General features: G+C 52.8%; 26 protein-coding genes and 1 tRNA gene. 10 read left to right on the top strand and 17 right to left on the bottom strand.

Going from position 1 to position 23,921, the window contains the following annotated elements; translation table 11 throughout:
• Window positions 1-158: 158 nt before the first annotated feature.
• Both mscL and VFE46_12725 read right to left on the bottom strand, forming a co-directional pair.
• On the bottom strand, window positions 159-635 hold the full coding sequence (mscL, locus tag VFE46_12730) for a large conductance mechanosensitive channel protein MscL (protein HZZ28859.1): 477 nt from the start codon (window positions 633-635) through the stop codon (window positions 159-161).
• Window positions 636-810: 175 nt separating this feature from the next.
• Window positions 811-1,938, bottom strand: coding sequence for a lactonase family protein (locus tag VFE46_12725; GenBank protein HZZ28858.1), 1,128 nt, complete (start codon window positions 1,936-1,938; stop codon window positions 811-813).
• A gap of 301 nt (window positions 1,939-2,239) precedes the next feature.
• Between VFE46_12725 and VFE46_12720 the strand changes: the two genes are divergently transcribed.
• The 7 genes from VFE46_12720 (at window position 2,240) to VFE46_12690 (ending at window position 8,666) form a co-directional block, all read left to right on the top strand.
• Window positions 2,240-2,365: a hypothetical protein gene (locus tag VFE46_12720; GenBank protein ID HZZ28857.1), complete on the top strand. Its 126-nt coding sequence runs from the start codon at window positions 2,240-2,242 to the stop codon at window positions 2,363-2,365.
• Between the two features lie 514 nt (window positions 2,366-2,879).
• Window positions 2,880-3,332 (top strand): hypothetical protein, encoded by a 453-nt coding sequence (locus VFE46_12715; protein ID HZZ28856.1) that lies wholly within the window; start codon window positions 2,880-2,882, stop codon window positions 3,330-3,332.
• A gap of 147 nt (window positions 3,333-3,479) precedes the next feature.
• The gene (locus VFE46_12710; protein ID HZZ28855.1) at window positions 3,480-4,472 is read left to right on the top strand and encodes a C-terminal binding protein; all 993 of its coding nucleotides are present in this window, start codon (window positions 3,480-3,482) and stop codon (window positions 4,470-4,472) included.
• Window positions 4,473-5,394: 922 nt separating this feature from the next.
• On the top strand, window positions 5,395-6,468 hold the full coding sequence (locus VFE46_12705; protein ID HZZ28854.1) for a hypothetical protein: 1,074 nt from the start codon (window positions 5,395-5,397) through the stop codon (window positions 6,466-6,468).
• A gap of 183 nt (window positions 6,469-6,651) precedes the next feature.
• Window positions 6,652-7,242: a hypothetical protein gene (locus VFE46_12700; GenBank protein ID HZZ28853.1), complete on the top strand. Its 591-nt coding sequence runs from the start codon at window positions 6,652-6,654 to the stop codon at window positions 7,240-7,242.
• A gap of 18 nt (window positions 7,243-7,260) precedes the next feature.
• Window positions 7,261-8,067: a hypothetical protein gene (locus VFE46_12695; protein ID HZZ28852.1), complete on the top strand. Its 807-nt coding sequence runs from the start codon at window positions 7,261-7,263 to the stop codon at window positions 8,065-8,067.
• Window positions 8,068-8,581: 514 nt separating this feature from the next.
• Window positions 8,582-8,666, top strand: a tRNA-Leu gene (locus VFE46_12690).
• Between the two features lie 1,373 nt (window positions 8,667-10,039).
• Here the strand turns inward: VFE46_12690 and VFE46_12685 are convergent.
• From VFE46_12685 to VFE46_12645, 9 genes are all read right to left on the bottom strand, one after another.
• Window positions 10,040-10,222 (bottom strand): helix-turn-helix domain-containing protein, encoded by a 183-nt coding sequence (locus tag VFE46_12685; GenBank protein ID HZZ28851.1) that lies wholly within the window; start codon window positions 10,220-10,222, stop codon window positions 10,040-10,042.
• A 231-nt stretch (window positions 10,223-10,453) separates the two neighbouring features.
• Window positions 10,454-10,882, bottom strand: coding sequence for a hypothetical protein (locus tag VFE46_12680; GenBank protein ID HZZ28850.1), 429 nt, complete (start codon window positions 10,880-10,882; stop codon window positions 10,454-10,456).
• Window positions 10,883-10,958: 76 nt separating this feature from the next.
• Window positions 10,959-11,756, bottom strand: coding sequence for a hypothetical protein (locus tag VFE46_12675; protein ID HZZ28849.1), 798 nt, complete (start codon window positions 11,754-11,756; stop codon window positions 10,959-10,961).
• Complete coding sequence (locus tag VFE46_12670) at window positions 11,728-12,174, bottom strand: hypothetical protein (protein HZZ28848.1); 447 nt, start codon at window positions 12,172-12,174, stop codon at window positions 11,728-11,730. Before VFE46_12670 ends, VFE46_12675 begins: the two co-directional genes overlap by 29 nt.
• Window positions 12,175-12,257: 83 nt before the next feature.
• Window positions 12,258-12,521: a hypothetical protein gene (locus tag VFE46_12665; protein HZZ28847.1), complete on the bottom strand. Its 264-nt coding sequence runs from the start codon at window positions 12,519-12,521 to the stop codon at window positions 12,258-12,260.
• Window positions 12,522-12,745: 224 nt separating this feature from the next.
• Entirely contained in the window at window positions 12,746-13,240 is a 495-nt protein-coding gene (locus tag VFE46_12660; GenBank protein ID HZZ28846.1) for a hypothetical protein, read from the bottom strand.
• A 753-nt stretch (window positions 13,241-13,993) separates the two neighbouring features.
• Window positions 13,994-16,207 (bottom strand): phage/plasmid primase, P4 family, encoded by a 2,214-nt coding sequence (locus tag VFE46_12655; GenBank protein ID HZZ28845.1) that lies wholly within the window; start codon window positions 16,205-16,207, stop codon window positions 13,994-13,996.
• A gap of 115 nt (window positions 16,208-16,322) precedes the next feature.
• Window positions 16,323-16,541 carry a hypothetical protein gene (locus tag VFE46_12650; GenBank protein HZZ28844.1) on the bottom strand — a complete coding sequence of 73 codons (219 nt, stop codon included), beginning with the start codon at window positions 16,539-16,541 and terminating at the stop codon, window positions 16,323-16,325.
• Between the two features lie 618 nt (window positions 16,542-17,159).
• A complete protein-coding gene (locus VFE46_12645; protein HZZ28843.1) occupies window positions 17,160-17,588 on the bottom strand; it encodes a hypothetical protein in 429 nt (142 codons plus the stop codon).
• A 155-nt stretch (window positions 17,589-17,743) separates the two neighbouring features.
• Here VFE46_12645 and VFE46_12640 point away from each other — a divergent pair, with 155 nt between their 5' ends.
• The gene (locus VFE46_12640; GenBank protein ID HZZ28842.1) at window positions 17,744-18,340 is read left to right on the top strand and encodes a recombinase family protein; all 597 of its coding nucleotides are present in this window, start codon (window positions 17,744-17,746) and stop codon (window positions 18,338-18,340) included.
• A 132-nt stretch (window positions 18,341-18,472) separates the two neighbouring features.
• Here VFE46_12640 and VFE46_12635 read toward each other — a convergent pair whose 3' ends face one another.
• From VFE46_12635 to VFE46_12625, 3 genes are all read right to left on the bottom strand, one after another.
• Window positions 18,473-18,619, bottom strand: coding sequence for a hypothetical protein (locus VFE46_12635; protein HZZ28841.1), 147 nt, complete (start codon window positions 18,617-18,619; stop codon window positions 18,473-18,475).
• Between the two features lie 228 nt (window positions 18,620-18,847).
• Entirely contained in the window at window positions 18,848-19,093 is a 246-nt protein-coding gene (locus tag VFE46_12630) for a hypothetical protein (protein HZZ28840.1), read from the bottom strand.
• Between the two features lie 17 nt (window positions 19,094-19,110).
• On the bottom strand, window positions 19,111-19,359 hold the full coding sequence (locus VFE46_12625) for a hypothetical protein (protein ID HZZ28839.1): 249 nt from the start codon (window positions 19,357-19,359) through the stop codon (window positions 19,111-19,113).
• Window positions 19,360-20,097: 738 nt separating this feature from the next.
• On the opposite strand from VFE46_12625, the gene VFE46_12620 reads away from it, so the two are divergent.
• On the top strand, window positions 20,098-20,352 hold the full coding sequence (locus VFE46_12620) for a hypothetical protein (GenBank protein ID HZZ28838.1): 255 nt from the start codon (window positions 20,098-20,100) through the stop codon (window positions 20,350-20,352).
• Here VFE46_12620 and VFE46_12615 read toward each other — a convergent pair.
• Both VFE46_12615 and VFE46_12610 read right to left on the bottom strand, forming a co-directional pair.
• Window positions 20,337-20,870 carry a hypothetical protein gene (locus tag VFE46_12615; GenBank protein ID HZZ28837.1) on the bottom strand — a complete coding sequence of 178 codons (534 nt, stop codon included), beginning with the start codon at window positions 20,868-20,870 and terminating at the stop codon, window positions 20,337-20,339. The genes VFE46_12620 and VFE46_12615 overlap by 16 nt on opposite strands.
• Window positions 20,867-22,069 (bottom strand): ImmA/IrrE family metallo-endopeptidase, encoded by a 1,203-nt coding sequence (locus VFE46_12610; GenBank protein HZZ28836.1) that lies wholly within the window; start codon window positions 22,067-22,069, stop codon window positions 20,867-20,869. Before VFE46_12610 ends, VFE46_12615 begins: the two co-directional genes overlap by 4 nt.
• Before the next feature lie 66 nt (window positions 22,070-22,135).
• Between VFE46_12610 and VFE46_12605 the strand changes: the two genes are divergently transcribed.
• A complete protein-coding gene (locus VFE46_12605) occupies window positions 22,136-23,020 on the top strand; it encodes an IS1 family transposase (protein ID HZZ28835.1) in 885 nt (294 codons plus the stop codon).
• Here the strand turns inward: VFE46_12605 and VFE46_12600 are convergent.
• Window positions 22,999-23,679 (bottom strand): hypothetical protein, encoded by a 681-nt coding sequence (locus VFE46_12600; GenBank protein HZZ28834.1) that lies wholly within the window; start codon window positions 23,677-23,679, stop codon window positions 22,999-23,001. The two genes, VFE46_12605 and VFE46_12600, sit on opposite strands and share 22 nt — an antisense overlap.
• Window positions 23,680-23,921 lie beyond the last annotated feature (242 nt).

The raw sequence follows: 23,921 nt of genomic DNA, 5'->3' as shown, positions 1-23,921 counted from the left end.
ATGCAGAGCAAGCAAATTGATAAGGAAGCCAGGAAACCAGGAAGTGCGTTCAATAAGCAGCTGCCGCTCTTTTCCTGAATTCCTAACTTCCTGTCTTCCTAATAAATCTGCTGTCTCTCTGCGTCCCCGCGTCTCTGCGGTTCAATTGGAATTGTGCTTCAGGTGCTGCGCTGCTTCAGCAAATCGCGAATTTCGGTGAGCAGTTGTTGATCTTTCGATAGCGGCGGCGAGGCGGTCGCGGCTTCTTGCTGCTTGGCGTGCATCAGCCAGCCCATCAGCTTTTTGAGGAATATGAATACCACGAAGGCCACGATCACGAAATTGAGCAGATCTGCCAAAAACTTGCCGTAGTAGACCGCCTTTTCGACCTGTTTTCCATCGACCGTCTGCGTCGACAAAATCCATTTCAGATTTTCGTAGCTGGTGGCGTTGGGAATCGCCAACGACACCAGCGGCATGACGATGTTGTCGACCAGCGATTTAACGATGGTTCCAAAGGCGGCGCCAATGATCACGCCGATCGCCAGATCGATCATGCTGCCTTTAAAGGCAAAAGCTTTGAATTCTTCCAGCAGTCCGCCAACTTTTTTGGCCGGTTCGAACGATTCGAGCTTGTTGACAAGCGGCATAATCATGAGCCCTTTGCGTAATGGATGGTCGAAAATTTGTGCCGCAATTGAACGCAAATATAAACGAAGGGTAATCTAACAAGACATTAGCGTCCCAAACATGAATTTTGGTGCAGGGCATTTCCGAATTCGCGTTGATTTGCGTTCATTCGCGGCCATATCTTCCGGCTTTTATCGGAGTTCACTTTGGCGGCGAATAAAACTTTACGCACACCGGATTGGCCACTTCCACCGAGTCGCCCGTCGCTTCCAGCTTACCGGTGGTCGGGTCGATATGGAACACGCAAATGTTCTTGCTGTTTTGATGCGCCGCCAACAGCCAGGTGCCGGTCGGATCAATGGCAAAATTGCGGGGCGTTTTGCCGCCGCTGGGCACTTCCCCCAGGGACGTCAGTTTCCCCGTGGCCGGGCCGATGGAATACATGGCAATGCTGTCGTGCCCGCGGTTGGAGCCGTACAGGAATTTGCCGTTGGGATGTACCTGCACCTCGGCTGTGGTGTTATTGGGCAGGGTCATGCCCTCGGGCAGCGTGGTAATGGTTTGCGTTTCCGTGAGCGTGCCTTGGGCGGCGTCCCAGTTGAAGGCCGTGATGGTGGAGCCCATTTCGTTTATCACGTAGGCGAATTTGCCGTTGGGATGAAACGTAAAATGCCGCGGTCCGCTGCCCGGCGCAACAGACACCGTTGGCGGATCGTTCGGCGTGAGTGTGCCATCGGAATGCAAGCGATAAATGAAAATTTTATCTAGCCCCAAATCGCACACGATGGCGAATTGATTTGTTGGATCCATGTTCGCTGAATGCGCGTGCGGTCCTTCTTGCCGCGACTTGTTTGGTCCGGAACCTGCGTGTTGATCGAACGCATTGGCCGGGCTTAATGTGCCGTCGGCGTTAATCGGCAGCACGGCCACGCTGCCGCTGTTGTAGTTGGTGGTGAGTGCAAACTTGCCGGCGTGATCGACCGACACGTGGCAGGGCCCCTGGCCGCCGGACGATTCTTGATTCAGTAGCGTTAGCTTTCCCGTCGCCGGATCAAGGGCGAACGCATTGACCGCGCCTCCTTTTTTGCCATCGCTGCCGGAAATCTCGCTCACCGAGTATAAAAACTTGCCCGAGGGGTGGAGTGCCACAAACGAAGGATTCACCGCTTCCCCGGCCAGTTCCGGCTTGGTCGGTTTGCCGGTCGCCAAATCGAGATCGAACTGATAAATCCCCTGGCTACCGTGGCCGGTGTAGGTGCCCACATACACTCGTGCGGTGCCGGTCGGTGTAGCAGCGGCGGCGGCCAGCGGATGGGTTTGCAGGGTCATGCTAATGATAGTGAAGAAGACAACGGCCGGCAGGGTGAAAAAAACCGTGAAGCAGTTTTGTGGATGGCGCATGAGGTGTCAAAGGCTCCTGAAGATCGGTGAGGGTAGATTTCCGCGAAACGTGTGCTGGAATAGAACGGACCCCATTTGAACCTCCCCGAGCGGTGAACTCAAGTTACTGGGATTTCAGCCGCGAAACCGGGCCAATTCCTGGCGTTTGGGTGAGGAATTGGGAGCGATCCCAGCGGTCTGTAACAAAGCTGTCCGTTCCACGCTGTAAGGGTAGAAAGGAGCGTGGACCATGCCAGACGGTACTCGACATCGCCGATTTTCAACGAACCCCGCCAAGCAACAATGGTATGCCAAGCATCGCTCCGTCCGGTTCTCTCGCCGGTTTGGCTTGGCCGACGCCGCCGCAACTCAGTAACGGTGCGCGGCAAAATTTTCTGCCCAATGTTGACGGCCAGATCCAACTTAAAGCAGCAATCATCACGGCGGCAGTCGCCAGACATGCAGACTGCAGAAAGCAGCAGGCAGACAGCACCGCCGGCAAATTGCAAAACAATTCCGGCGAGCACAGCGTAAAGCAATGCCACAGGGTGGTCTCGGCCAAAACCGCACCGCAGCGACTTCATTTCGATCGCGCGCTTGTGACTTGCTAGCGGCCAGTGCCAGCCGTCATTTTCGACATAATCGATTCGATTAACCTAAATCCCCAACTTGCTTGCACTACCGCTGACACGGACAAAAAAATTTCTTCAAGATTGGGCGCGGCATTCGATGTGCGTTGCTTGCCTTTCGGAGGTTCAAGTGACATACTTGCGTAAGCACTATGCAGTGCAATATCGCTCCTCTTTTCGTAATCCATTTCGTTTGCAGTTGGCACTGTCAACCGCTGCAAAACACATCTCAATCGACAAATCATGTTTAGGAGGTGTCCGATGAATCGAGTTTTATCTGCCTTGCTTGCGGTAACGGTTTTGGGTGTTGTAGGGGTCGCACAGGCGGATTGTGGCTGCGCCGGTCCGGCAGTGGCCGCGCCCGTGACCACTTATTACGCGCCCAGCGTGGTGCCCAGCACCACGGCTTCCGTGGTAACCGGCTCGCCCATGCCCACCACGGTAACTTCGTATTATCCGACAACCACCACGGCGTATTATGCCCCGACGACGGTTGCCGAACCGGTGACGACCACTGCGTACTACGCGCCCGCTCCGGTTACCACCTATTACGCTCCTACGCCAGTCACCACGTATTATGCTCCCACGCCGGTCACCACCTACTACGCTCCGGCGCCGGTAACTTCGTACTACGCGCCCACGTATTATGCTCCGGCTTATGCGGCCCCAGTGTATTATCGCGGGTTGTTTGGACGTGTGCGGGTGGCTTACTAGTTGATTGTGGCGGATCGTCCGCAAACGTAGCAAATTCAAGCGAGGCCCTGGCGAAATCCAGGGCCTCGTTTTATTTTGGTGAGTCTGAATTTTGATTGTTGCCGTCCTGGCCATTCCATTTCCCATCGTTCAAATACCGAGCCATCGATGTCGCGTTTCCTCGTCGCCATTACCGATTTCGTCACCGGTTCGTTGGAGCCCGAAGAAAAAATCCTGGGCGATATTGCCGATGTCGTGGCATTGAATGGTTTCCATGAAAACGAAATTGTCGACCGCCTGGAAAATGCACACGCCATGATGGTGTACCACAACTTGTCGATTACTCGGCCTACTCTCGAACGGCTGAAATGTTGCAAACTGATCGTTCGGTGCGGCGTGGGAATCGACAATGTCGATTACAAATTCGCCCGCACCCGGGGCATTCCCATGTGCAACGTGCCCGATTACGGCACCGAAGACGTGGCCGATAGCGCCATCGGCATGGCCCTGGCTCTCACGCGCGGCATTCATCGGCAAAATTCTCAGTTGCGGGCCGGCCTGGGCGAGTGGTTGTATACGCAGGCCGCGCCTTTGCAACGCCTGCGCGGAAAAGTGTTCGCCATTGTCGGCTTCGGCCGGATTGGCACGGCCGTGGCTTTGCGAGCCAAAGCGATGGGCATGGATGTCGTGTTCTACGATCCACTCTTGCCCGATGGCAACGATAAATCCATCGGCGTGCGGCGAGCGGAAACGCCGGAAGAACTCTTGCGGCAAGCATACATCGTGAGCTTGCATTGTCCGCTCACCGAGGAATCCCGGCATTTTATCAATGCCCAATCGCTGGCTTGGCTGCCAAAAGGTTCGTATTTGGTGAACACATCACGCGGAGCGGTGGTCGATACCTCGGCCATTTCCGCGGCCATCGCCAGCGGACAACTGGCCGGGGCGGCCCTCGATGTATTGCCCCAAGAACCGCCGGCGGAAAATGATCCGCTGATTCGGGCTTGGCGTGACCCGAACCATCCGGCCCATCACCGGCTGATCGTCAATCCGCATGCGGCCTTCTATACCGAACAAGGCTTCCGCGACATGCGCACCAAAGGGGCCGCCGCCATCCGCCGGGCGCTCACCGGCCAGCGCCTGCGGAATGTGGTGAACTGAGCGCGGGTTGGTTTTGGCAATTTTAACTAGGATTTTTATTCCTGGACAAAACTCTCCAATTGTGCGCGTCGGGCTGCGGCGTTTTGCTTGCAATTCTCCGAGCGATTCACACTGGCTGATTGGCAGAATTCGCTCCCTTTACGTCCGCCGGGGCGAATTGTCGGCGAATTAATGCCAACATGATGTGACGGCTGGCATTGAGCGGCGATAGCCTAAGGGTCTGATATTCCTGGGCCGCTATTCTCGCCAACCGACTTTGCCCTGGCCCAGTTTTTGACCAGAGACACTCTTTGGCCAGACACCGCTGCGCGCAGCAATCTCGGCCGCCGCTGCAGCGTCATGAAAGTTTTTCAAATTGCCAAAGACCAATCGCGGAGCCCATGCACTCCGAGCCGGCAATATAATGTACATGCGTTCAGAATGCAACAACCGAATTGGGCCACTCTAGCAGGCAGCAGCAGGCGGCCGGCAGCCGGCGAAAGCAAACGTGTGCAGGCTGCCCGGTCTGATTCACAGGTGAGATTTTGGCGCTGATTGCCGAGGCATTTCGAGCTTCTCCTTGGAATTCGGCGCGCCTAAGATCAATGCATGTCAGATCAAATTCCCCAACCGCTATGGACGCGATTGCCCAAATGCTGTCCAGGGCATCTGTGATCGACAAACTAAAGATGCAATAATCATCGTAAATGGTCGAGTGGCGAAATGGCAGACGCAAAGGACTTAAAATCGAAAAACGCGACTTGCGTTTGATACGGGTTTTCTCGGGCAAATTCTTAGCGCCGCTGGCTTTACGTCACAGTCAAGAATGTGACCAAATACAAGTAAATACAAGCTGATTGGTGTAGTACACCCGGCTCATTTTTCGGATTTTGTATCTTTTTGGTTACGCTGGACACTCTGTGAAAGAAGTTGTCTCCACGATATGAACGCAATCCCCGGCTTCGAAGCGCAAGCGATTTTATCGACTGAAAATAGTGATCCCGCGTTAGAGGGCGGGCGTTTCCGTTGGTCAGTACACATCCCATTGCCATTTTTTTGGCCGCAAAAGGAACCCCTTCACGAAATGCCAATGATTGGGGCTGAGCAGTTCGAACTAGAAATCCATAATCACTTTGACCAATTGCATATGTTAAACGAATGGACGGGTGGCCTTCACCCAGTGCTTGCGGGCTTAGTTGGTAAGACCCAAACTTCGGCTCCTCCTAAAGGTTCCAATCGGCCACAGAAAGGCGAGGCCGTTTTTACACAGCAAAAAGAATTTTCTAAGCAGGGTGATGCAACCGCAGACGCCTACGAAAAAACTAAAGGATGCTTCGAAGCACTGAGTGACCTGATACTTCGTTGGCAGAAAAATGCGCCTTACGAAATCGGCTGGATAGCACGGCCGGTTTCACTATGGGAGGTCGATCAGGTTTATCACAACGTATTGTTTTGGAATGAGCAGAATAAACGTTGGGAGACAGTGTCATCCTCTCCGATTCTTAACATAAGCCAGCACTCTTTGATTCCCCAGGCGTATTCAGATTTACCAAAGGTAGGAAGCCCATCGCTGGAAGATATTGCTAATGAAGTGCTTGCTGAAGCATGCGTAGCTCTTTTCCGCAGTAATTATAGATTTGTTTTGATCTCGTCTTATATTGCTGTCGAGAATCTTGCTAAAACGTTATACAAGCAAAGAAAGAAAGGAAAAACGAAAGCTGAGCCAGAAGAAGATGAAGGCGAGCTATCGTTTATGTTGCGGTGTAGACTCAAGGAGACTTGGGGATACAGTTTGAAAGAAGAAGCAGATGATCTTTACACTCGATTCAGAGCGTCCGAAAAAATTCGCCACCGTGTTGTCCACGAAGGTTATAAACCCACAAAGCAAGAGGCGCAAAAAGCCTACGAGGCTGCATGTGAGGTTATTCAGTGGCTTTGCCAATTGACCGGATTGCCAGTGAAGCCGACATCACCCACGGCTGAGAATGTTCCCGGCGTGCTCAAGAAAAACCCGTGACGCATTTGCCCGCGTTGCGGCCATCGCTGATTTGTGGCGATACGCTCCACCAAGCTATTATCTTCGGATAAATCTGGCCCTACAGGGTGCGCAGACCTCCTATCTTTACTACCGTTGGGCGGGTATCTTCATTGGTTAGCCAGCCAGCAATTCAATCTTACCCAGCTAGACTAGGCAACCAACATGACCACTGGATCAAAAACACCCGACGAATTCGATGCCGTGCGCATTGTTTTTGATGCGCTCAAGGCTTTTAAAAAAGAAGATCAGCAACGATTGATACGTTGGGTTCAAGAAAAGTTAGGGCTGGAGACTACTGGGATTCCACAGCATGATTCATTTAGAGGAACGCCGCCCGCTACATTAGCTCACCCCGCCACGCAGCATCACGATCATCATCAAGTTGATATTAGATCGTTCATCGCGGCGAAGATTCCCAAGAGTGATAATCAATTTGCAGCAGCCATTGCTTACTATTACAAGTTTGAGGCACCCGTTGATCAAAGAAAAGAAGCAATCACGGCAGAGGATTTACTTACCGCTTGTCGTCTCGTGGCTCGCAAACGTCCCAGTAGACCATTGCAAGTTTTGATTAACGCACATCATCAAGGGATACTCGACAAAGGGGAAAGAGGTCAGTATCGGTTAAACTCGGTTGGCGAAAATTTAGTTGCGATGGTTTTGCCCAGTAAAGAAAGTAACGGAACAGAACGAACAAGGCGGCCGGCTAAAAAGAAAAAGGCGGCCAAGAAAGCAAAACGATCAGGCAAATAGCTGGTGGAGTTCCCGGCAATGCCTGACATGCTAACAGCCATTGATGCAGCTATTGAGGAAGCTACCAAGGCACTCACACAACTTGGAAAGAAATCGACCCCGCAGATAGGCACTACAGAAGAACATGCCTATCTCAAGGCGTTTTACTTATCCTGGCTAGTTACGCATCGGGCTGCAATTGCGCCGTGCTGTGAAAGTGGCGATATACTTCCTATCGACGAAGTATATCAAGCCTTGCTCGAAGCAAACGAAGGCCGTCCATCTCGTGCGAACACTCGAAAAGAAATCAAAGCCGCGAAGAAAACACTTGTCTCATTACGATCAAAGTTAGTGCTGTTCGATCCGAATACTACCAAGCTGGATGACCAGCCGCCTCAGTTTTCAAAGTTAGCACCCGACCAGGAATTGCAGCAGATTCTTGTGCGTCGATGGAACGAAACCAGATTGTGTACGAAGGGCGGAGCAAATTTTGCAGCGGCAGTGATGATGGGTGGCTTGCTTGAAGCGCTCTTACTTGCACGAGTGAATTTAGAATCCAATAAATCACCGATCTTCACTGCTAAAGCAGCGCCGAAAGATAAAACTACCGGTGATCCACTAAAGCTAAAAGACTGGGCGCTCAAAGACTATATAGACGTGGCGCACGAATTGAAATGGATCACAAAATCCGCGAAAGATGTTGGAGAAGTATTGCGAGATTTTCGCAATTACATCCATCCGCATAAAGAACATGCCCACAAGATAAATCTAACTCACGATGACGGCTTAATACTTTGGGGCGTGACAAAAAGTATATCAGTTCAAGTTGTCGCTAGTGTGCCTTAGATGCCTTCCGTAACTCCAATTCTAGATGGCTGGCAATCTTCTCAGCGGTCTCAATACTGATTGACCTTCGGTCATGCATAAAGGCGTTTAGATTCGCCTGATTGATCTCGCACGCCACTGCAATCGAATTCTGGCTTAGGCCGCTCTTTTCGATGGCTTCTTTCAAGGCGGCAATCAGTGGCTTCGGCTGCTTCATGCTGCAATTATGCAGCACGGTTAGCCAATGTCAAATAGACATAACGTCTGTAGGACATCCTTGACGTCTAGCCAGCGATTCAATGCTTCCTGAGGCTTGTCGAGCGGCCTAAAGTAGTGCGTTTTGCCTCGAACCTTTTTGCACCATTGGCCACTGCCTTTGTGGATGGTTAGCGGAAAATCAGGGCGCGGCTTTTTAATCTGCGTCGGCATGTTAAAATCTAGCTCTCTTGAAGGCGGTCGGAGTGTAGTCGCTGGTGTAGTAGGCTACTTCCCCTACTTCAAGAGTAGTACAAAAACGCTGAAAAACCAGCGTTTTGGCCGAGTGGCGGAATGGCAGACGCAAAGGACTTAAAATCCTTCGAGGGGTTACCCTCGTGCGGGTTCGATCCCCGCCTCGGCCACTATGATTTTTGATGACGGGCGATGACGAGTGATGACGAAAGTGTTTAGCGCCTGAGAGTTGCGCATCGTGTTGTGTTGTTTGAATGTCGGTTTCGTCATGCTCGTTGCCGTATGTCGAAATGGCAGCCGGAGACACGAATTGACCCTGATTGCCAACATCGTGGGGCCAGTTTTGGGGCCAGTTTTTTACAGTGCCCAAAGCCGCCGCCATATCGGTAATTTCCGAGTGAGTGTAGTTCTTCATCGTCACCGCAATCGTTTTATGGCGGGCCAGTTTTTGGGCAGTCTTAGGATGAACACCTGCGCGTGCTAACGATGTAATGAACTGGCCCCGTTGTGCGTGAAAGTCAAACCTACGCCCGGACTTATCTTTCGCGCACAGATACGTTGAGGCTTCACGTTTAGCTCTTTCAGCGTCGCTTGGCGATTCTTTGATCCATTTTGCACGGGCACAGGCTAGATCGGCGTAGAGCATATCAGCAGCCCGCGTATACCACTTGCCGGGCCACAGCGGCCCCGTCGCCGGCATCCACTCGCGTAACAGAGTCACTAGCTCCGTGCGTAGCGGAACAATATCTTCCTCTCTGTGTTTCGATTTGGTGGCATGGACGGTCAGAGTAGGCGGCTCGGCGTCAAGCTGAAAGTTACCGTCACGGGTTAAGCTGTGTAGTTCCTCAGCACGTAAACCAGTGTTTGCGGCCACAAGATAGAGAATCGCCCGGTCCGGGCCTGAAAGATACCGGAATGGCTTACCAGCCCGTGCGGCGTCAATCAGTCTGTCGAATTCGTCCGTCGCTAGTGCGCGGCGTTGAACACGAATATCAGTATTCGCGTTCAACTCCTCTAAATGCAAAACCGGATTCTTTGCAGCCCGGTCGTTTTTCACCGCCCAGCGACAGAATTGCTTAACTGCTTTTGAATAGTAGTTTGACGTTTTGATCCCGAATCGCTTTTTCGTTTTACGCTGTTCGGCAAGCCAATTCTCAATCGCTGCTACATTTACGTCGCCGAATACCTTGAAGGCGCATCCCGCGAACAGCACTGTGATGCGATTGGCTTTATGGTCGATATATTTCTGGGGACGGTTCTTTGCAGCCAAACTCTTTTTGAATTCGGCTATGTGTTCAAGCAACGGCGTGTCACGATGTCGCGCAAAAAGGTCTGGCCCTTCGGCGGCTTTAGCTTCCAGTTTGGCGGCTAGTGCGCGCGTTTTCTCTGCGCTGCGGAAGCCTTTAACGCGTTGGCGATTGCCGTCGCCGTCAGTGTACTTGATGTAGTAGACTTTGGTTTTCTTCTTAACGCGCTCGCCGTTATCAGTTGCCCAGTAGGACCGCTTAAAGATGGTAGACATTAGATTTCTCCTAGCTCCATTCTAATTGCGGCCGGCGCTGCGATACCACTCTTCAAACTCATCGCGATCCCAAAATACTTTGCGCCCGATGCGCCGCGCTTCGGGAATTTCGCCCTTACCCTCAAAGCGCCAGACCGTGCGGGAATGGCAATTTAATCGTTCGGCGACCTCTTTAACTGTTAGCGGCGAGGCATCGGCTGTCATTTTCTTGTTCCTGAAAGTGTGAAAGTAAAATCGTTAATTTCTGGCGAAGCTCACCACGCCCGATCAGCGACGGCCCGGAAAGAGCCATCGCCGCGCGGGCGGGATTTGTGAATTGCGAATGACGCGGCTTCGCGTCGAATCGGGCGGCTTGCTGCGATAACCAAACGTGTAAGGTGGCCCACTCGTCGCCAGCATCGGCGATTTCGTCAAGGCATTGGCCAAAAGGATTTATCATGCTCGCCTCTTTCGTTCCGGCTCGTGCTGTGGCAAGCAGGAATCCAAGCCCGCCACGATTGGATCAACAATAAGCGACTCATAATCTTTGATGCCCGCGTCCTGTAACGTCCGGCAAATAAGTTCTGTTAAATTGTTCGTGAACTTTTCCAACTGCCGACGATGTATCAACTCACGATTTTTGAGTTGGTGGTCGAGATGAGCGGCCGAGATAGTGGCTATGCACTTCAATAAATCGCGGCATAGTGGGGCTGCCCTTTGGCGCTCAGCCGGCGTCTGCGCACTGTCAACTACATCGCGAAGTAATAACTTGGCGGTTGCTAGCTCGGTGTCTAGGTCTCCGATGGAATCGCTTTGCGCAAGTGCGCGCACATCGGCGTCAAATGCTTCTTGTTTATAGCGGAATGATTCCGCAGGGGTGTTCATATTGAATTCCTGTCTATTAAGAAAGCCGGCGGCCGAAACGATTGAGGAAACGGCCGCCGGCGCGTCGGAAAAGGAACTAACCGACGATGGGTGTTTCCGGTGCGCGATATTGCGGATGGCGTGGATCGCTCAAGAGAATTTTTTCATACTTCGGCGATTGCGGCTGTTCCGGTGCCGGCGGCGCAGGAGGATCGAAATGGCGCGATTCGATGTCGCGCCGTTTGGCTTTAAGCGCTTCTATACTTGCCGTGACTTCGGCTGTAGCGGCGTCAATCTTCTGTTGCTTCACCTGTCGCCATTGCTTATCCATCTCTCGGTAATCGTCCAGCGATTCGTGACGGGCGACGTGTAATCGAGTTTCGGCCAGTTCGATTTCTTCGACAGTCGCAATGGGATCGTATTTCAACGATTGAAGTTCGTGCGCCGCATGCGCGATGGCACGTTGGCGCTGAGGATCGGCATTGAACGCGGCTTTGTCGGCGTCCGTTTGTTTCTTGGCTTCCCATTCGGCTGCCTTTCGCCGATACATCTCTTCTTTGGTTTCTCTGCGATTGGGATTTCCAAGCCCCATATCCAAAGCGCGGCGATACGGATTTTCAGTGCTGGAATCAAAACGCGGCTGCGGGTCCGGTTGCGACTGCGCCACGACTTCGGATAATGTCCGATTTTCAGGATGATCTATGCCGTGGATCAACTCTTGCGGCGAAAGCGCCCGCCCTGCGTGTTGCTCTATCGCGGCCACAGCCTTTTGGCTGTAATCCATCATCTTGTCGAAAGCGACTTTCTTGCTTTCCGCATTGGTCGGGATGAATGGGAATTCTGCCCGGTCAAAACTGACGTAGCGATCAAACTTTGTGTGATATGGTGTTTTCATTGATTACACTTTCGCCCTGCAAAGAAATGTGCTCAATCCCGGCAGGTGCGGGACGGAGAGAATCGAGATATGCGACCGCTTGGGCGCGCGCGCTATCAAAGAGCGCGACAATCTCCAGTGAAACCGGAAACGTTTTGTCCATTGCTTTCAGCGCCAGGTGACCGTCAACGAGAGTGGGCCACACGCCGCGTGGCAAACGCTTCCAACGCGAGCGGGCGAGCAAGATCGCACAACGCCGCGAAGCTTCGTCGTCAGGACGGTAAAAATGGCTCCATCCGCTGCCGCCGCGAGTAAAGCGCCGGTCGCCTAGCTGATATTCGCAGACGCCGTTGCCTATCGCGGCAATGCGTTTGATCGGCTGTGGCTCGTTCTCGGTCGCGGCGGTTTTGGCGGCTTGCCGTTCGGGGCCGGACTTCATTGTCCACCACGACTTGCATAAATGGGTAGCGGCGCGCGACTGCGCGCCGCCACCCGGTGCGGCGGAAGCCGAGACACCGCACATTAGTAAGCCCCAAAACGATCAGCGAATTGGTGCAAGAACGGTTTCAGAAATTCGCGGACATAGGGCGTGTCTTTTACGCCCGCTAGCCGCACTTCCAAGATTTCACGCACAGCGTTGGTATACGTGTCTGAGCGGCTGTCTGCTGACGACAAGGCCGTCAAGATGCAGAACGCGGCGGACTCCTTAAAACCCTCGCCGCCTGTCGAGCTACCGTTTAAGCCGATCGCTTGTAGTAGGCGGTTGTAGCAATCATTTTGTGCCATTGTTATTGGCTCCTAAGGTGAGAAATGCCCGGCGACAATCGCAGAGCGTTAGTTTCGGTAGAACAAATCCGGGCGATTTCGTTTTAGATTCGCGAACAATTCGTCCACGTCACGGCCGGCGCGCAGCGCGTGCTGGACGGAGTGGTAGCAAATTTCCGCGTCGCGTGCGCCGAACTCTCGGCAGATTTCAACGATTTCCCGTGTGCTGATTTGAATTTCAGGTGTCATGCGTGCTCCGAATATGTTTTGCCCCAACGCTCAACGCTCGTTTCAAGCGGGGCAATGCCGAGTCTACGGCAGTAGGCGTCGCAGCCATCTTTCCGGCTGATGATGCGCTGCCGCCATTCGTTCAGCGCCGTGGCCGGTCCGCCAAGAGATAAACCAAATTTTGTCGGCTCCTCCGTTTCAGCACGGCCAGCGACGAATGATGCGGGCGTCAATAGATTGTCTGATTCGTAGTCGGCGTCGATGCCATCCACGTAGTCGGGCGTGCCGGCAACATTTACGTATGCGATGCGATGAATAAAATCGCAAGCGCCGGGTTTTCGGACTGCGGCGAACGCCACGGCGATCCGATACAAACCGGCAGAGTTTACGCCGGGTTTACCGTCGCGCGTCGAAACAATGCCCATGCGCCAAAACGGCAACAAGTGCGCATCGGCAAAAATCTGCACAATGCTCGTTTCGTTTTCGTATATGCTCTGAGGATAAATAAGCATATTCGCCTCTTTAATTTGCGGAAATATCGCGGCTTTCGTCGGCCACAGATTCGCGCCCAGGCATTGATTGCTGCCCTCTTCGGACAGCGACTTGTGCGACAGCGCGACAATCTTCCCGCCGCGATAGAGTAGGGATCAACGATTCGGTCAAACGGAGAAATGGTAAAATCGTCGGACCTTAACAGATACCAAATTCGTATGATCGTCGATTCGCCGGCGCTGTATGCCAGCACGATTGAACCGACCGGCCCCAGCTTGTGCGGGTTGAATCGCAGTGGCTTGCGAATGGTTGCTTCGCGAACAAATGGAAGGTGTAGCGCGAATTTGCGTAGCCAAACGATTTCGATTTCGTCATTCGGAATCATGCGTGCTCCCAAAACGTGGCCATCGCCGCGTAGAATTGTTGGAATCGCGGTGCGATTGGCTTCGGCTCTGGCAAGCGCGTGCGGGGTGGCGGCAAACGAAGCGCGGCGATTGACTCTCTTAATTTCGCGATGGCGGCTCTGCGAGCGGCCGGATTGGCGTGTAAGAGTCGCAGCGCCTGCACACACACTGCAATCGCCTCATCGTCACTTGCCCAAACATCGTCGGACATTTTGATTCCTTGTACTAAAAATGCAGCGAGTCGCCGGGAGTCGTTGGTCGCTAAAATAACCAGCGACCCGCTGCAAGCAAGAGGTTTAGAATGCGACGGCGGAGCCGAGGGCAGGACCGCCGTCGCAAAGACGCAATCGCAACATTGCGCTGGGTGGTCTATGCGGAGAGCGAGAAACCGCGCCAAAACCATTGGCCTTTGGTTTCTTTGTCGCTCGATTTCTCTTTGATGAATCCGCGACCGGTCAGCAATTTCGTGAGCTTGCTGCTAGTAATGTTGTCGCCGCTGAATTCCCGGTATGATTCCGCCACGGCCGATACGTTGGCTGTCGCGTTGGGCATCATTTCGCAGCAAGCGTCAATGAATGCAGTCAGCGAATCTTCGCTCTTTCGATAATTTTCTGTGGCTTCGTTCACTTCCGGCGGCACGCCGAGACCATCGCGCTGCCATGCCAAGCAGCCAGCGACAAGCCACGCTAAAATGCCCGGATATTCTATTTTGAGTTTTTCCGCGAGTTGCGAATCGGCTTCCAACTCTGCCGGGCCGGTCTCGCCTTTACTGCGAGACCAATACTTTTGATTAAAGGGAACTAATCGCAACCGTCGCCAAATTGCATGGCCGCCGCGTACGGTCGGCTTGTAGTTGCTCGCCAAGATTATTTTGTGGCTGGGGTCGAAATCCCAAAAGTCCTCATTCATCCGCCGTGCTGTTAGACGGTCGCCGCCAGTTAAATCTTTGAGTCGAGCTTCGGACAGCTCCGCGCCATCATCGACTTCGTTGGCGACAACCAGGCGCTTGCCAAAAAGCTTTGCTAGTTCGGTCGGATGCGAATCGTGTTTCTTTGCCGTCAGCAATTTTTCCGGTGCCTTGCAGCCATATTCCGCCAGCAACGCGAGTAGTAGCGTTAGCAATGTAGATTTGCCGTTACTGCCCGCCCCATGAAAAATCATCAGCGCTTGTTCCGAAACGTCGCCGGTAAGAATGTAACCTAACAACCGTTGTATGAATTTGATGAGATTCTTGCTGCCGCCAAATACCCCTTCAAGAAAGGCGACGAACAGCGGACACTGCTCGCTGGCGTTGTAATCCACGGCCACAATCTTCGTTAGTAAATCTTCGCGCCGATGCCGCTGTAGCTTGCCGGTTTTGAGATTGAGCGTTCCATTGTTGCAATTCAACATGTAGGCATCTGTGTCGAATTGGCACGGTAGGATCGTCATGCCGGGTTCACTCTTGGCAAGCGCGATCATGTTCCGAATTCCATTGGCACTGTTGCTTGCCTTAACGAACGCAATAACTTGCTTTTTCAACTGGTCGCTGGCGTCCGGGTCTGCCGTGATCTTTCCGGCTTCTCGCCACAACTCTCGTGAAAATTGTTTGGCGTCTGCTTCGATGCCACAGGATTGATCTTCTCCCCAATTCTTACCGGTCCAGCGGTACCATGTTCTGGTTGGATTGCACCACCGAGAATTAGCGCCGTAGCGCCGCACAAATCGCTGCGCGTTGGCGGCATCGGTTCGGCCTTCCGCTTGCCAGAGGTCAGGGCCATTAAAGACTGACCCGCGATCTTCTGTTTTTTCTGCGTCGCGTAATCGGCGACGAATTTCGTCGTCGGACCACGCTTTTGGGAATGGCTGTTCTGAGTGCATGATGCGAATCGCGTGGATTGCATCATCGTCGCTTAAATTGTGCTCTACTGCTCGGCAACAATAGGTCAGCAATCGGCGGCTGCCATCGTTGGCGTCCACCATTTTGATTTTCCGCATGGCTGCCAGCGCGTCGTATAGATTGCCCGGCGGCTGCGTTGCCGTTGGCATTGCCGCTGGCTTAGGCGGATTGATGAGGGTCAACAGCCAATTCGGCATCTCCGCCAGATTGTCCGGCGGAACGATCCACTGATAAGTATTGCCATTGGCATGCCGCGATGGCGCGGCGACGATGTAGCCGTTATCGGCGCGAATATCGATTCCAGGTCGGACGCCGGAGCGATTGCCAATCTTGCCGCCGGGGTGTTTGAACACGAAATGAAAGCCGGCCCCGGTCTGCTGTTTAGCTGTCGGCGGCAACGGGCCGTGTTCTTGCTCCAGCGCCGCCAGTGATTCGTTGCCGGCATGGCGCTCGTCCTCATCGACAACCACGATGCCGGATTCAGCGCCCGTCACAATACCGATATTGGCGTTTGGCCATCGGGTCCACCATTTGCGGATTATGGCGGGATCGTTGCTGGCATCCTTTAAACCGTTCGGCGTGCGTGGATGCTTGCCAATGGATTTGCAATCGGGATTGCCGCAAGAGCAACCGCCGTTGACCGGTTCGTTGAGTGGAATGACATACAAGCCACTGGAAGCGTAATCGAGTGCGTGATTGAGCATTGAAAGTACCAAGGTACCAGCCGGTACCAGCGATTATGGGTTTGTACTCTATTGATTTCTTCTACACGGAGAGACCAGGAATCCTTGGTACCGCTTGGTACCTTGGTACCGCTGGCTATTGGATAAGATGGCTGCCGGCGAAACGCGGCTGCGATTCCGGCAACAGTGCCAGTCCGCAAATTGCCCATCGCTGACTGCGGTCGAACTCAACTTTGAACTCGCGGCTTAGTTCGTTAATGAACTTCGTGCGGCCCCATTGCCGCTGTTGGGCTGCGTCCAGTTGAGCGCGGAAAGCGTCCAGCACTGTTTTTACGCTGGTTGAAACTGTAGGCACTGTGCGCTGGCAGCGCTCAAGGATGAATCTACTTAGATCGACGTGCATTACTTCAAACTCCTATAACTTGGCTGCGGAACTTCGCCGCAGATTGGCTAGTCACTATTACTAATGGGCGAAAACTACCGTTTTGACTTTAGAACGCGTTGAGAATTCTCTAATCTTTCTCCTTGCTATTACTAATGGGCGAAAAACGGCAAATTGATCCAAAAACGCGTTCAAATTTCAAAGATTTCTTTCCACGCTTACTAATACTAATAGGCGGAAACTACTCTTTTGCGTGATCTAGCGTGCGAATCGGAGTGGACTGACAGTCCCTAATTCAGCCTCTGCTCTTCGGCTCCTACCATTACTAATTGGCGAAAAGCGGCAAAATTATCCATTAACGGTGGCAATCGGCTCCGGCTGTCATTGCATTGGTTTCACTGTCATTGCGTTTGCTCTCCGCGTCGCGCGCTCTCTGATCTGCATATCTTTACTAATTGGTGAAATGAGAGAAATTGACTTGTAAACGCGTTGTGACAGCGATCAACGCGTAGGGAATCTGTCAGAATTCGCAAATCTCACTTCTGCGCGCACTGTGCCTCGCGCGGTTGAACGCCCGTTCACTAACACCGGTTATGCGGTTTCGCCGTCAAAATCGTCATGCCAAGTACAACCGTCACAATCGGCAAAACCGTCAATCAGTCGCAAGTGCAACCATCGCCTAGATTTGCAGGCTGATTTTGCCGCCAAACGGATCGACGGGAACCGCTGCACGCCGCCGGCGCACTGCCGATAGACTGGTCGGGGCGGCTGTTTGCCCGTACCACTCGGCACGCGCTGACGCAGCCATTCCGGCTGGCCATCATTCCAACGGCCGATCATCTTCAAACGCTCACTCGCTAGCCGGCGGGCCGCATTGCCGCTTATCAGACACGCAGCGGCTAACCAGCTTAGAGACTCGCCCGGCTCCAGCGCAGGCAACTCATCGCCGATGCGCAGCGGTATCACGCGCACGGGCAAGCCGTCCGCGTTGACGATTTCGCACACTTGCCAACTTTCCACGCCCATATTGTAAAACTTGAACCCTCACTGTGAATCGTGGCTGTTGGCCACGCAAATAAGCGACTTACGACAACGCCGAATTGTCTACTTCCGTCTATAAATCAAGTTTGACAATCGGCGGATTGTGGACCATGCTTGAAGTAGGAGCAATCACCATGAAACGTCACGTTGCAATTTATGTACGTGTTAGCAGTAGACGCCAGGACCATCGCTCGCAGCTACCCGATTTAGAGCGTTGGGCCACTGCCCAAACGCTGCCAGTCGTTTGGTATCGTGACAAGTTCACTGGTAAAACGATGGATAGGCCAGGATGGCAACGCTTGCAATCGGCTATTGAACTTGGCGAAGTGGCCGCGATTGTTGTATGGCGTTTGGATCGGCTCGGACGTACCGCACGCGGACTAACAGCATTATTCCACGATTTACAACACCGTTCAATCAACTTGGTTTCGTTGCGTGAAGGAATCGACCTCAGTACGCCGGCTGGCAGAATGTTGGCCAATATGCTTGCAAGTGTAGCGCAGTTTGAGACCGAATGCCGTGCGGAACGTGTACTTGCTGGTCAAGCGGCAGCACGCGCGAACGGCAAGACTTGGGGCGGCCGTGAAGTCGGCACGCAAACGAAAGCCGTTGCCGACAAGAGCACAGCGATTCGCAAACTGCACAGAGCGGGCGAATCAATCAGCAGCATTTCGCGAACGTGCCAAGTGAGTCGGCCAACAGTCTATGCTGTGCTACGTGGCGCGTGGTGAGAGTAATGGGTGCTGGGTCAAATTCGCTCGCCGAAACGAGACCCCTGATTGGCACGGAAAGCGCTGCCCTTTCCACGCGATACGAATTTCTGATCGGATACCGGAACGCGTTCAATCACTCCGCAGACGTTTCTAGCGTGCAAAGAAGCTCGCAACAGCGGCGAACACGCACACAGCAAGAATGACAACCGCGATCCATTTGCCAATACCATCGTACGCGCCATCCGGCTCACTGGTCACGTTCGCAGAAATCAGTGTCACTAGCTCATCATCGTCCATACTTTAATTCTACCATATTGGCGGAGTGGCAAAAAATCAGTAACATCAGAGTCGGGCAACTTAAAAATGGAGAAAATGGAAATGCCAACACAACCACAACCGAAGCCACAACCAAAACCGGCTCCGCCACAACGGCCTATTAAGCCATCCATGCCATCACGATGAAAGCGTGCTAGCATTGGTCCCGATGCCACAACGGCCCCGTAGCGAGCGGGGCCGTTTTCGTTTCTATGCCGATCTTGGCTGATTGGCTTTTAGCGCCGCTCGATGCTCGTCGGTGGCTGGCATGATGTAAGTGATTTGCTTCGCCAACAGCGATTTGCCGCCGAGGGTTGAATAGTAGCGCCCGTCAACTAGCTGAATGTAGACGTTGCCAGCATTCGACACGGGCATAATCTCTAGTACGTCACTCGCCGGCGCGGATTCGTGCGGCATGATGGCCACAAAATCGCCGGGTTTAAGATGAGAAAACATGCGGTCGCCGAAAGTAGTCAAAGTGTCGCCTCTGCTACAACGATATTCTTCTCTCGCAATGCCGTCCGGTGTTCTTCCGTGGCTGGCACGATGTACGACACCTTGCTAGTGTTCAGCGCCTTGCCGCCAGTCGAAGCGAACATGCGACCGTCAATCAGTTGCACGTAAACGTTTCCGGCAAGCAGAACGGAAGCGATTTCCAAAACGTCCGCCGCTGGCGACGACTCACTTGGCATAATGGCAACGAAGCTACCCCGTTCGATCATGTGTCACCCTTTGTTGTTAATGCTCCCGACCTACTATTTTTTCATCGGGAATTCGGCATTGCAATAGGGGGATCAAGCTGTAACGGTTCCGTTGCTTTTTCCAGGGTGATTTCGGTCAAAGCCTAGCTCGCCCGACTGAAATGCACCGCTCTTAAAAGCGCCGCATTGTCATTGCCGTTGTTGTTCAGGTACAGCCCAACGCTATCCAGCGCGTGACCGAATCCGGCAGTCCGCCCTTCACTGGCAACTAGAATCCAGTTGCTGCCATCAACACCCAGGTAGAAATTGACATTCGTATTGTCGTCCTAAACTTTCATCCACAAAACTGACGCGAAGTAGCCTAACTCACCGGACGCAACACCGGTAATCAATGGCGATGGCATCTCGGCAGTGGGTCAGTTTGAAATTGGCTCGCTGCTTGGTTCATTTGGTGGTTTTCCCGCTCGCCCATAGCGGATGCGAGGCCAAATGAATGTCAGAAAGATGCTCCACTGAAGCGACAGAATGGCCGCTGCACTAATTCCGGCAAAGATGTATAGCCCCCAACGCCCATTGCTAAATCCAACACAAGCGACACATAGGCCCATTAGGACATAGAACAGATAGGGAAGTCTGCTAGGGCGCGTGATCCCAACCTTGGACAGCAGATAAAACAAGGATTCAAAAAACATGGCGGCATTATAGCAGAGAGCGATGGATCAGCCTTGCAAGACTGTAGAGCGGGCGTATACTTCCGGTATGCCTAAACGCTCAAGCAAGCCGCAGAAAGACACCCAGCAGCTAGCGCGGTCCGTTCTGGACAAGATCGTGCCGGATGCTGAGCCGGCGACTAAACGCAAACCAGAGCCAGAAAAAAACCCGGCGGCAGTGGCGCTAGGGAAGCTTGGCGGATTAAAAGGCGGAAAAGCAAGGGCGGCAAGCCTATCCGCCACGAGGCGGAAGGCGATTGCTAAAAAAGCCGCTGCAAAACGATGGGGTCATTCTTCCGGCTGACCATCTTGTTCTGGCGGTGTGTCTGGATAATCGGTCGGCATGAAGTGTTCCTCAATGTCAGCCGTCAAATTCCACTCGATCTCAATTGGATCGCCCGGATTGTAGTGCTTGTTAAAATATCTGCGGTCCCGCTCGGTCTGCAAAGAATCTTGGACTGTGCCGTTTCTTCTCGAAGTGAGCGACACCCTGAACTTTCCAGGCGTCATGTTTTCCATCTTCGGCCAGAGCGTCAATTGTTCGGCTCCGGCTTCGATTTTAATGGCGTGCCGACGCCGAACAGGTTCGCCATTTTCATCCTCTACATAATCCTGCCGGCAAGCAGTCGCTAAAATTCTGGCCGCAACGCGGACAGGATCGACCTTCGGCTGTCCCATCTGGCCAGATTCAATGGCCAATTTTGCAACCTTGTAGAGATTTGGCTCTAAATCTCCGGTCGATTTGGAATAGTCATCAACGATTGCCAGTAAATCCCGCGTGCGCTTCGACATGCCACGCGGCTTCTTCGGATGGGAAATCATGCAAGACTCCGTGGATCAATTGTGTTTCCCCAGCCGTCCGTGATTGCAGTAGGGAGAATGTAGTTTTTCACCTTGGCGAGCATTTCACGGTTGGCATGATAGCCAATCTCGCCACGATGCTGTAATTGACCGACGACAATCGCCGGATGAATCTTAATCCTGTTTGCAAACTGAACAATCTTTATTTTGGAATATAGCGGACCCACTCGCTTGATGAACGAGTTGATTTCTGCTGGCGGAATAAGCATTGCCGCAGCGCCGGCATCAGCTTTGCGCTCCATTGCAGGTTTAACTGACTGTAGCGATTCAATGTCGTCCGCTGCTGTCTCTGCCGACAGTTCGCTATCCAAAGGTGCTTCGTCATGATTTTCGACGTGCGTAAGTTCATGGCCAAGTGTAAACCAAAAAGAATCAAACCGATCCAGCCTACAGGAGAGACCGATCGCTGGCGAATCGTCAATCCAGAGAGCTACTCCATCAACTTTTGTCCCAGTTAAAGGTTCGACGATGACAAAGCGAATTCCAAATGATGCCAAGATGGCTGGCACTTTGTGAGTTTCCTGTGGAAAGGCTGCTACTTTGCGAAGCGCGCGCTTGCATTCCTCAATCCGTTCGGAGTTGTATTGCGGCACAGCCTGCGCAGATGCAAGCTGACGGACGCGGTAGCACCACGCTCGCTGACTTGGGGTAAGTGGTTCGTCGCCGGTTGATCTTCGGGTAACAGCACCAATCGATGGATCATTATCTAAGGAAGTCACTCCAAAAAAACTGCATAGCTCTTTTTCTAGTTTTTCCGTCTCGTCAGTCGAGCTAATCCACCCCCTGCGCATCATTTCTTTTATCGGTGCGAGATTAAACAATCGCGCACGCCGCCTTACCTCATCATCCGCCGCCGGTTCGGCAAGAGAAAGACGATATGTTGCTTCACGTTGCGTCCAAATATCCGCCCCATTACCGAATGCCTCCCCAAGCGCGATCGCCATTTCCGGCAGGATCGCATGCTTGCCGAGCAATATCCGATTAACCGTTGGAAGCGGCTTTTTGAGGATGATGGCCAGATCGGTTTGAGTCCAATCACGCGCCGCCAATTCTTCACTAATAAAGTCGCCGGGGGATTTCGCCATTGCATGCTCCGAAAATCCGAAAGGGGCTTTCCTTGCCACAATAACCAGCATACCATCTATCGGTTTTTGATGCAATAGGACTATATGATAAAGTCATAAAATGTTCTTGACAAACCTTGACCGCTCAAGCATAATGATGGCATGAAACAACTCACCAAAGAACAGCGTTGTGCCGTGATTCGCTGCCTAGTCGATGGTTGCTCGATTCGGGCAACTGTGCGGATTACCGGCATTTCCAAGAACACGATCCAAAAGCTAACCCGCGAACTGGGTGAAGCCTGCTTGGAATTCCAACACCAAGCGTTTCGCAACCTGCATTGCAAACGAGTTGAGTGCGACGAAATCTGGAACTTCTGTTACTGCAAAGACAAGAACGTGCCGGATGAAATGAAGGGCGAGCCGGGCGTCGGCAGTATGTGGACTTGGACGGCACTTTGTGCCGACACGAAATTGCTTTTCGCGTGGCAGCTTGGCTCCCGCGATTCGGCCAATGCTTACATGTTTATGTCCACCGTTGTGGAACGGTTGGCAAACCGCGTGCAGTTGACCACGGACGGCAATCGCGTCTACTTGGATGCGGTCGAAAACTATTTCGGCAGCAAGATTGACTATGCCATGCTCATTAAAGTCTACGGCAAGCCAGACGAGAAACCGGACACTAGGTATTCGCCAGCGAAGTGCTTAGGCGCGAAGAAACATGCCGTTATGGGCAATCCTGATCCGGACTTCGTTTCGACGAGTTACGCGGAACGTCAGAATCTGAATATCAGAATGAACAATCGGAGATTCACGCGATTAGTAAACGCTTTTTCCAAAAAGGCCGACATGCTGGCCTACAGCATCGCCATCATGTTCATGTACCATAACTTCGTGCGGATTCACCAAACGCTCCGCAGCACGCCAGCGATGAAAGCGGGCGTTTCAGACCATAAGTGGTCAATTGAGGAAATGGTCGATTTGCTGCCTTTGATTGTCGCGAAAAAACGCGGCAAATACCGTCCGCGTCAAAAACAGATTTCAAACTGACCCACTACCGGCATCTCGCTATACTTGACTACCTTCCAGAACTGGTAGCCGTTTACATTATTGTTCATCCCGACTTCCAGCCCATAGTGCTCGCCGCTAGATGCTTTGTACAGCGTCATGCCGCCGGATGAAATGCCGCTGGTCGATGGAATGAGTAGTTGAATGGCAGCGATGTACGAATACGGCGCACTGGGCGATATAATTACAGCGACTGAGTGATCCAGGCCACTCGTCGCTGGCTTTGTAAACACTAAGCCGCCAGCACTATCTGAAAGCGACGAAGCCACAGAGCTATCGACAACGGTAAAATCGCTGGCGCTCAAACCGTTCAGTGTGTTCAGCGCTGGCATGGCTCCCCACAGCGGCACGTTATCCGCGCCAGTTTGTTGCAAAGCGCCGCTGGTCAATACGTGCGTTACGTCATCGCCGCCGGTGTGCGAAGCGGCGGTAGTCGATTCCTGACCGCGCATTACCGTTACGGTATTCGATGATCGGACTGTGGCGAGCATGATTTCAGTGCCGACGAGTAGGCGGAAATTGCCGGTAGACGGAAAGCTGGAGCCATCGCTCAGCGATAGCGATGTAGTGGACGTGTTGGCGGAAGATGCCAACGTTGTCGATGCGTTGTTGGCGAATTGTTCGCGATTCGGAGCAGACATAAAATCCCTTGTGTTGTGGCCAGAATGGCCGAGAAAACAGCAATTTTGCCGTTTGTTTTGTTGATGTATAATGGCAGGCTGCCACATTGACGCTGATACGCGTGTTCTTACAATTACATATGTGGCGGTATTAGAATTAAAAGACGACTGGAGTCAGAATCATGGCCGATGAACATAAAGACATCGTTAGGAAGATTGATCGTGGCGAGAGCATGGAAAAGTCTGCTGGATCGCATCAGTTG

The organism is Pirellulales bacterium, from assembly GCA_035656635.1.
In the GTDB taxonomy this organism is placed as follows: Bacteria; Planctomycetota; Planctomycetia; order Pirellulales; family JADZDJ01; genus DATJYL01.
This window is presented reverse-complemented; position numbering and strand designations above follow the sequence as displayed.

What these genes read in the sequence shown, in the direction of transcription:
- mscL (HZZ28859.1), bottom strand. Translation starts at nt 635, where the DNA reads ATGATTATGCCGCTTGTCAACAAGCTCGAATCGTTCGAACCGGCCAAA.
- VFE46_12725 (HZZ28858.1), bottom strand. Translation starts at nt 1,938, where the DNA reads ATGACCCTGCAAACCCATCCGCTGGCCGCCGCCGCTGCTACACCGACC.
- VFE46_12720 (HZZ28857.1), top strand. Translation starts at nt 2,240, where the DNA reads ATGCCAGACGGTACTCGACATCGCCGATTTTCAACGAACCCCGCCAAG.
- VFE46_12715 (HZZ28856.1), top strand. Translation starts at nt 2,880, where the DNA reads ATGAATCGAGTTTTATCTGCCTTGCTTGCGGTAACGGTTTTGGGTGTT.
- VFE46_12710 (HZZ28855.1), top strand. Translation starts at nt 3,480, where the DNA reads ATGTCGCGTTTCCTCGTCGCCATTACCGATTTCGTCACCGGTTCGTTG.
- VFE46_12705 (HZZ28854.1), top strand. Translation starts at nt 5,395, where the DNA reads ATGAACGCAATCCCCGGCTTCGAAGCGCAAGCGATTTTATCGACTGAA.
- VFE46_12700 (HZZ28853.1), top strand. Translation starts at nt 6,652, where the DNA reads ATGACCACTGGATCAAAAACACCCGACGAATTCGATGCCGTGCGCATT.
- VFE46_12695 (HZZ28852.1), top strand. Translation starts at nt 7,261, where the DNA reads ATGCCTGACATGCTAACAGCCATTGATGCAGCTATTGAGGAAGCTACC.
- VFE46_12685 (HZZ28851.1), bottom strand. Translation starts at nt 10,222, where the DNA reads ATGACAGCCGATGCCTCGCCGCTAACAGTTAAAGAGGTCGCCGAACGA.
- VFE46_12680 (HZZ28850.1), bottom strand. Translation starts at nt 10,882, where the DNA reads ATGAACACCCCTGCGGAATCATTCCGCTATAAACAAGAAGCATTTGAC.
- VFE46_12675 (HZZ28849.1), bottom strand. Translation starts at nt 11,756, where the DNA reads ATGAAAACACCATATCACACAAAGTTTGATCGCTACGTCAGTTTTGAC.
- VFE46_12670 (HZZ28848.1), bottom strand. Translation starts at nt 12,174, where the DNA reads ATGAAGTCCGGCCCCGAACGGCAAGCCGCCAAAACCGCCGCGACCGAG.
- VFE46_12665 (HZZ28847.1), bottom strand. Translation starts at nt 12,521, where the DNA reads ATGGCACAAAATGATTGCTACAACCGCCTACTACAAGCGATCGGCTTA.
- VFE46_12660 (HZZ28846.1), bottom strand. Translation starts at nt 13,240, where the DNA reads ATGCTTATTTATCCTCAGAGCATATACGAAAACGAAACGAGCATTGTG.
- VFE46_12655 (HZZ28845.1), bottom strand. Translation starts at nt 16,207, where the DNA reads ATGCTCAATCACGCACTCGATTACGCTTCCAGTGGCTTGTATGTCATT.
- VFE46_12640 (HZZ28842.1), top strand. Translation starts at nt 17,744, where the DNA reads ATGAAACGTCACGTTGCAATTTATGTACGTGTTAGCAGTAGACGCCAG.
- VFE46_12635 (HZZ28841.1), bottom strand. Translation starts at nt 18,619, where the DNA reads ATGGACGATGATGAGCTAGTGACACTGATTTCTGCGAACGTGACCAGT.
- VFE46_12630 (HZZ28840.1), bottom strand. Translation starts at nt 19,093, where the DNA reads ATGTTTTCTCATCTTAAACCCGGCGATTTTGTGGCCATCATGCCGCAC.
- VFE46_12625 (HZZ28839.1), bottom strand. Translation starts at nt 19,359, where the DNA reads ATGATCGAACGGGGTAGCTTCGTTGCCATTATGCCAAGTGAGTCGTCG.
- VFE46_12620 (HZZ28838.1), top strand. Translation starts at nt 20,098, where the DNA reads ATGCCTAAACGCTCAAGCAAGCCGCAGAAAGACACCCAGCAGCTAGCG.
- VFE46_12615 (HZZ28837.1), bottom strand. Translation starts at nt 20,870, where the DNA reads ATGATTTCCCATCCGAAGAAGCCGCGTGGCATGTCGAAGCGCACGCGG.
- VFE46_12605 (HZZ28835.1), top strand. Translation starts at nt 22,136, where the DNA reads ATGAAACAACTCACCAAAGAACAGCGTTGTGCCGTGATTCGCTGCCTA.
- VFE46_12600 (HZZ28834.1), bottom strand. Translation starts at nt 23,679, where the DNA reads ATGTCTGCTCCGAATCGCGAACAATTCGCCAACAACGCATCGACAACG.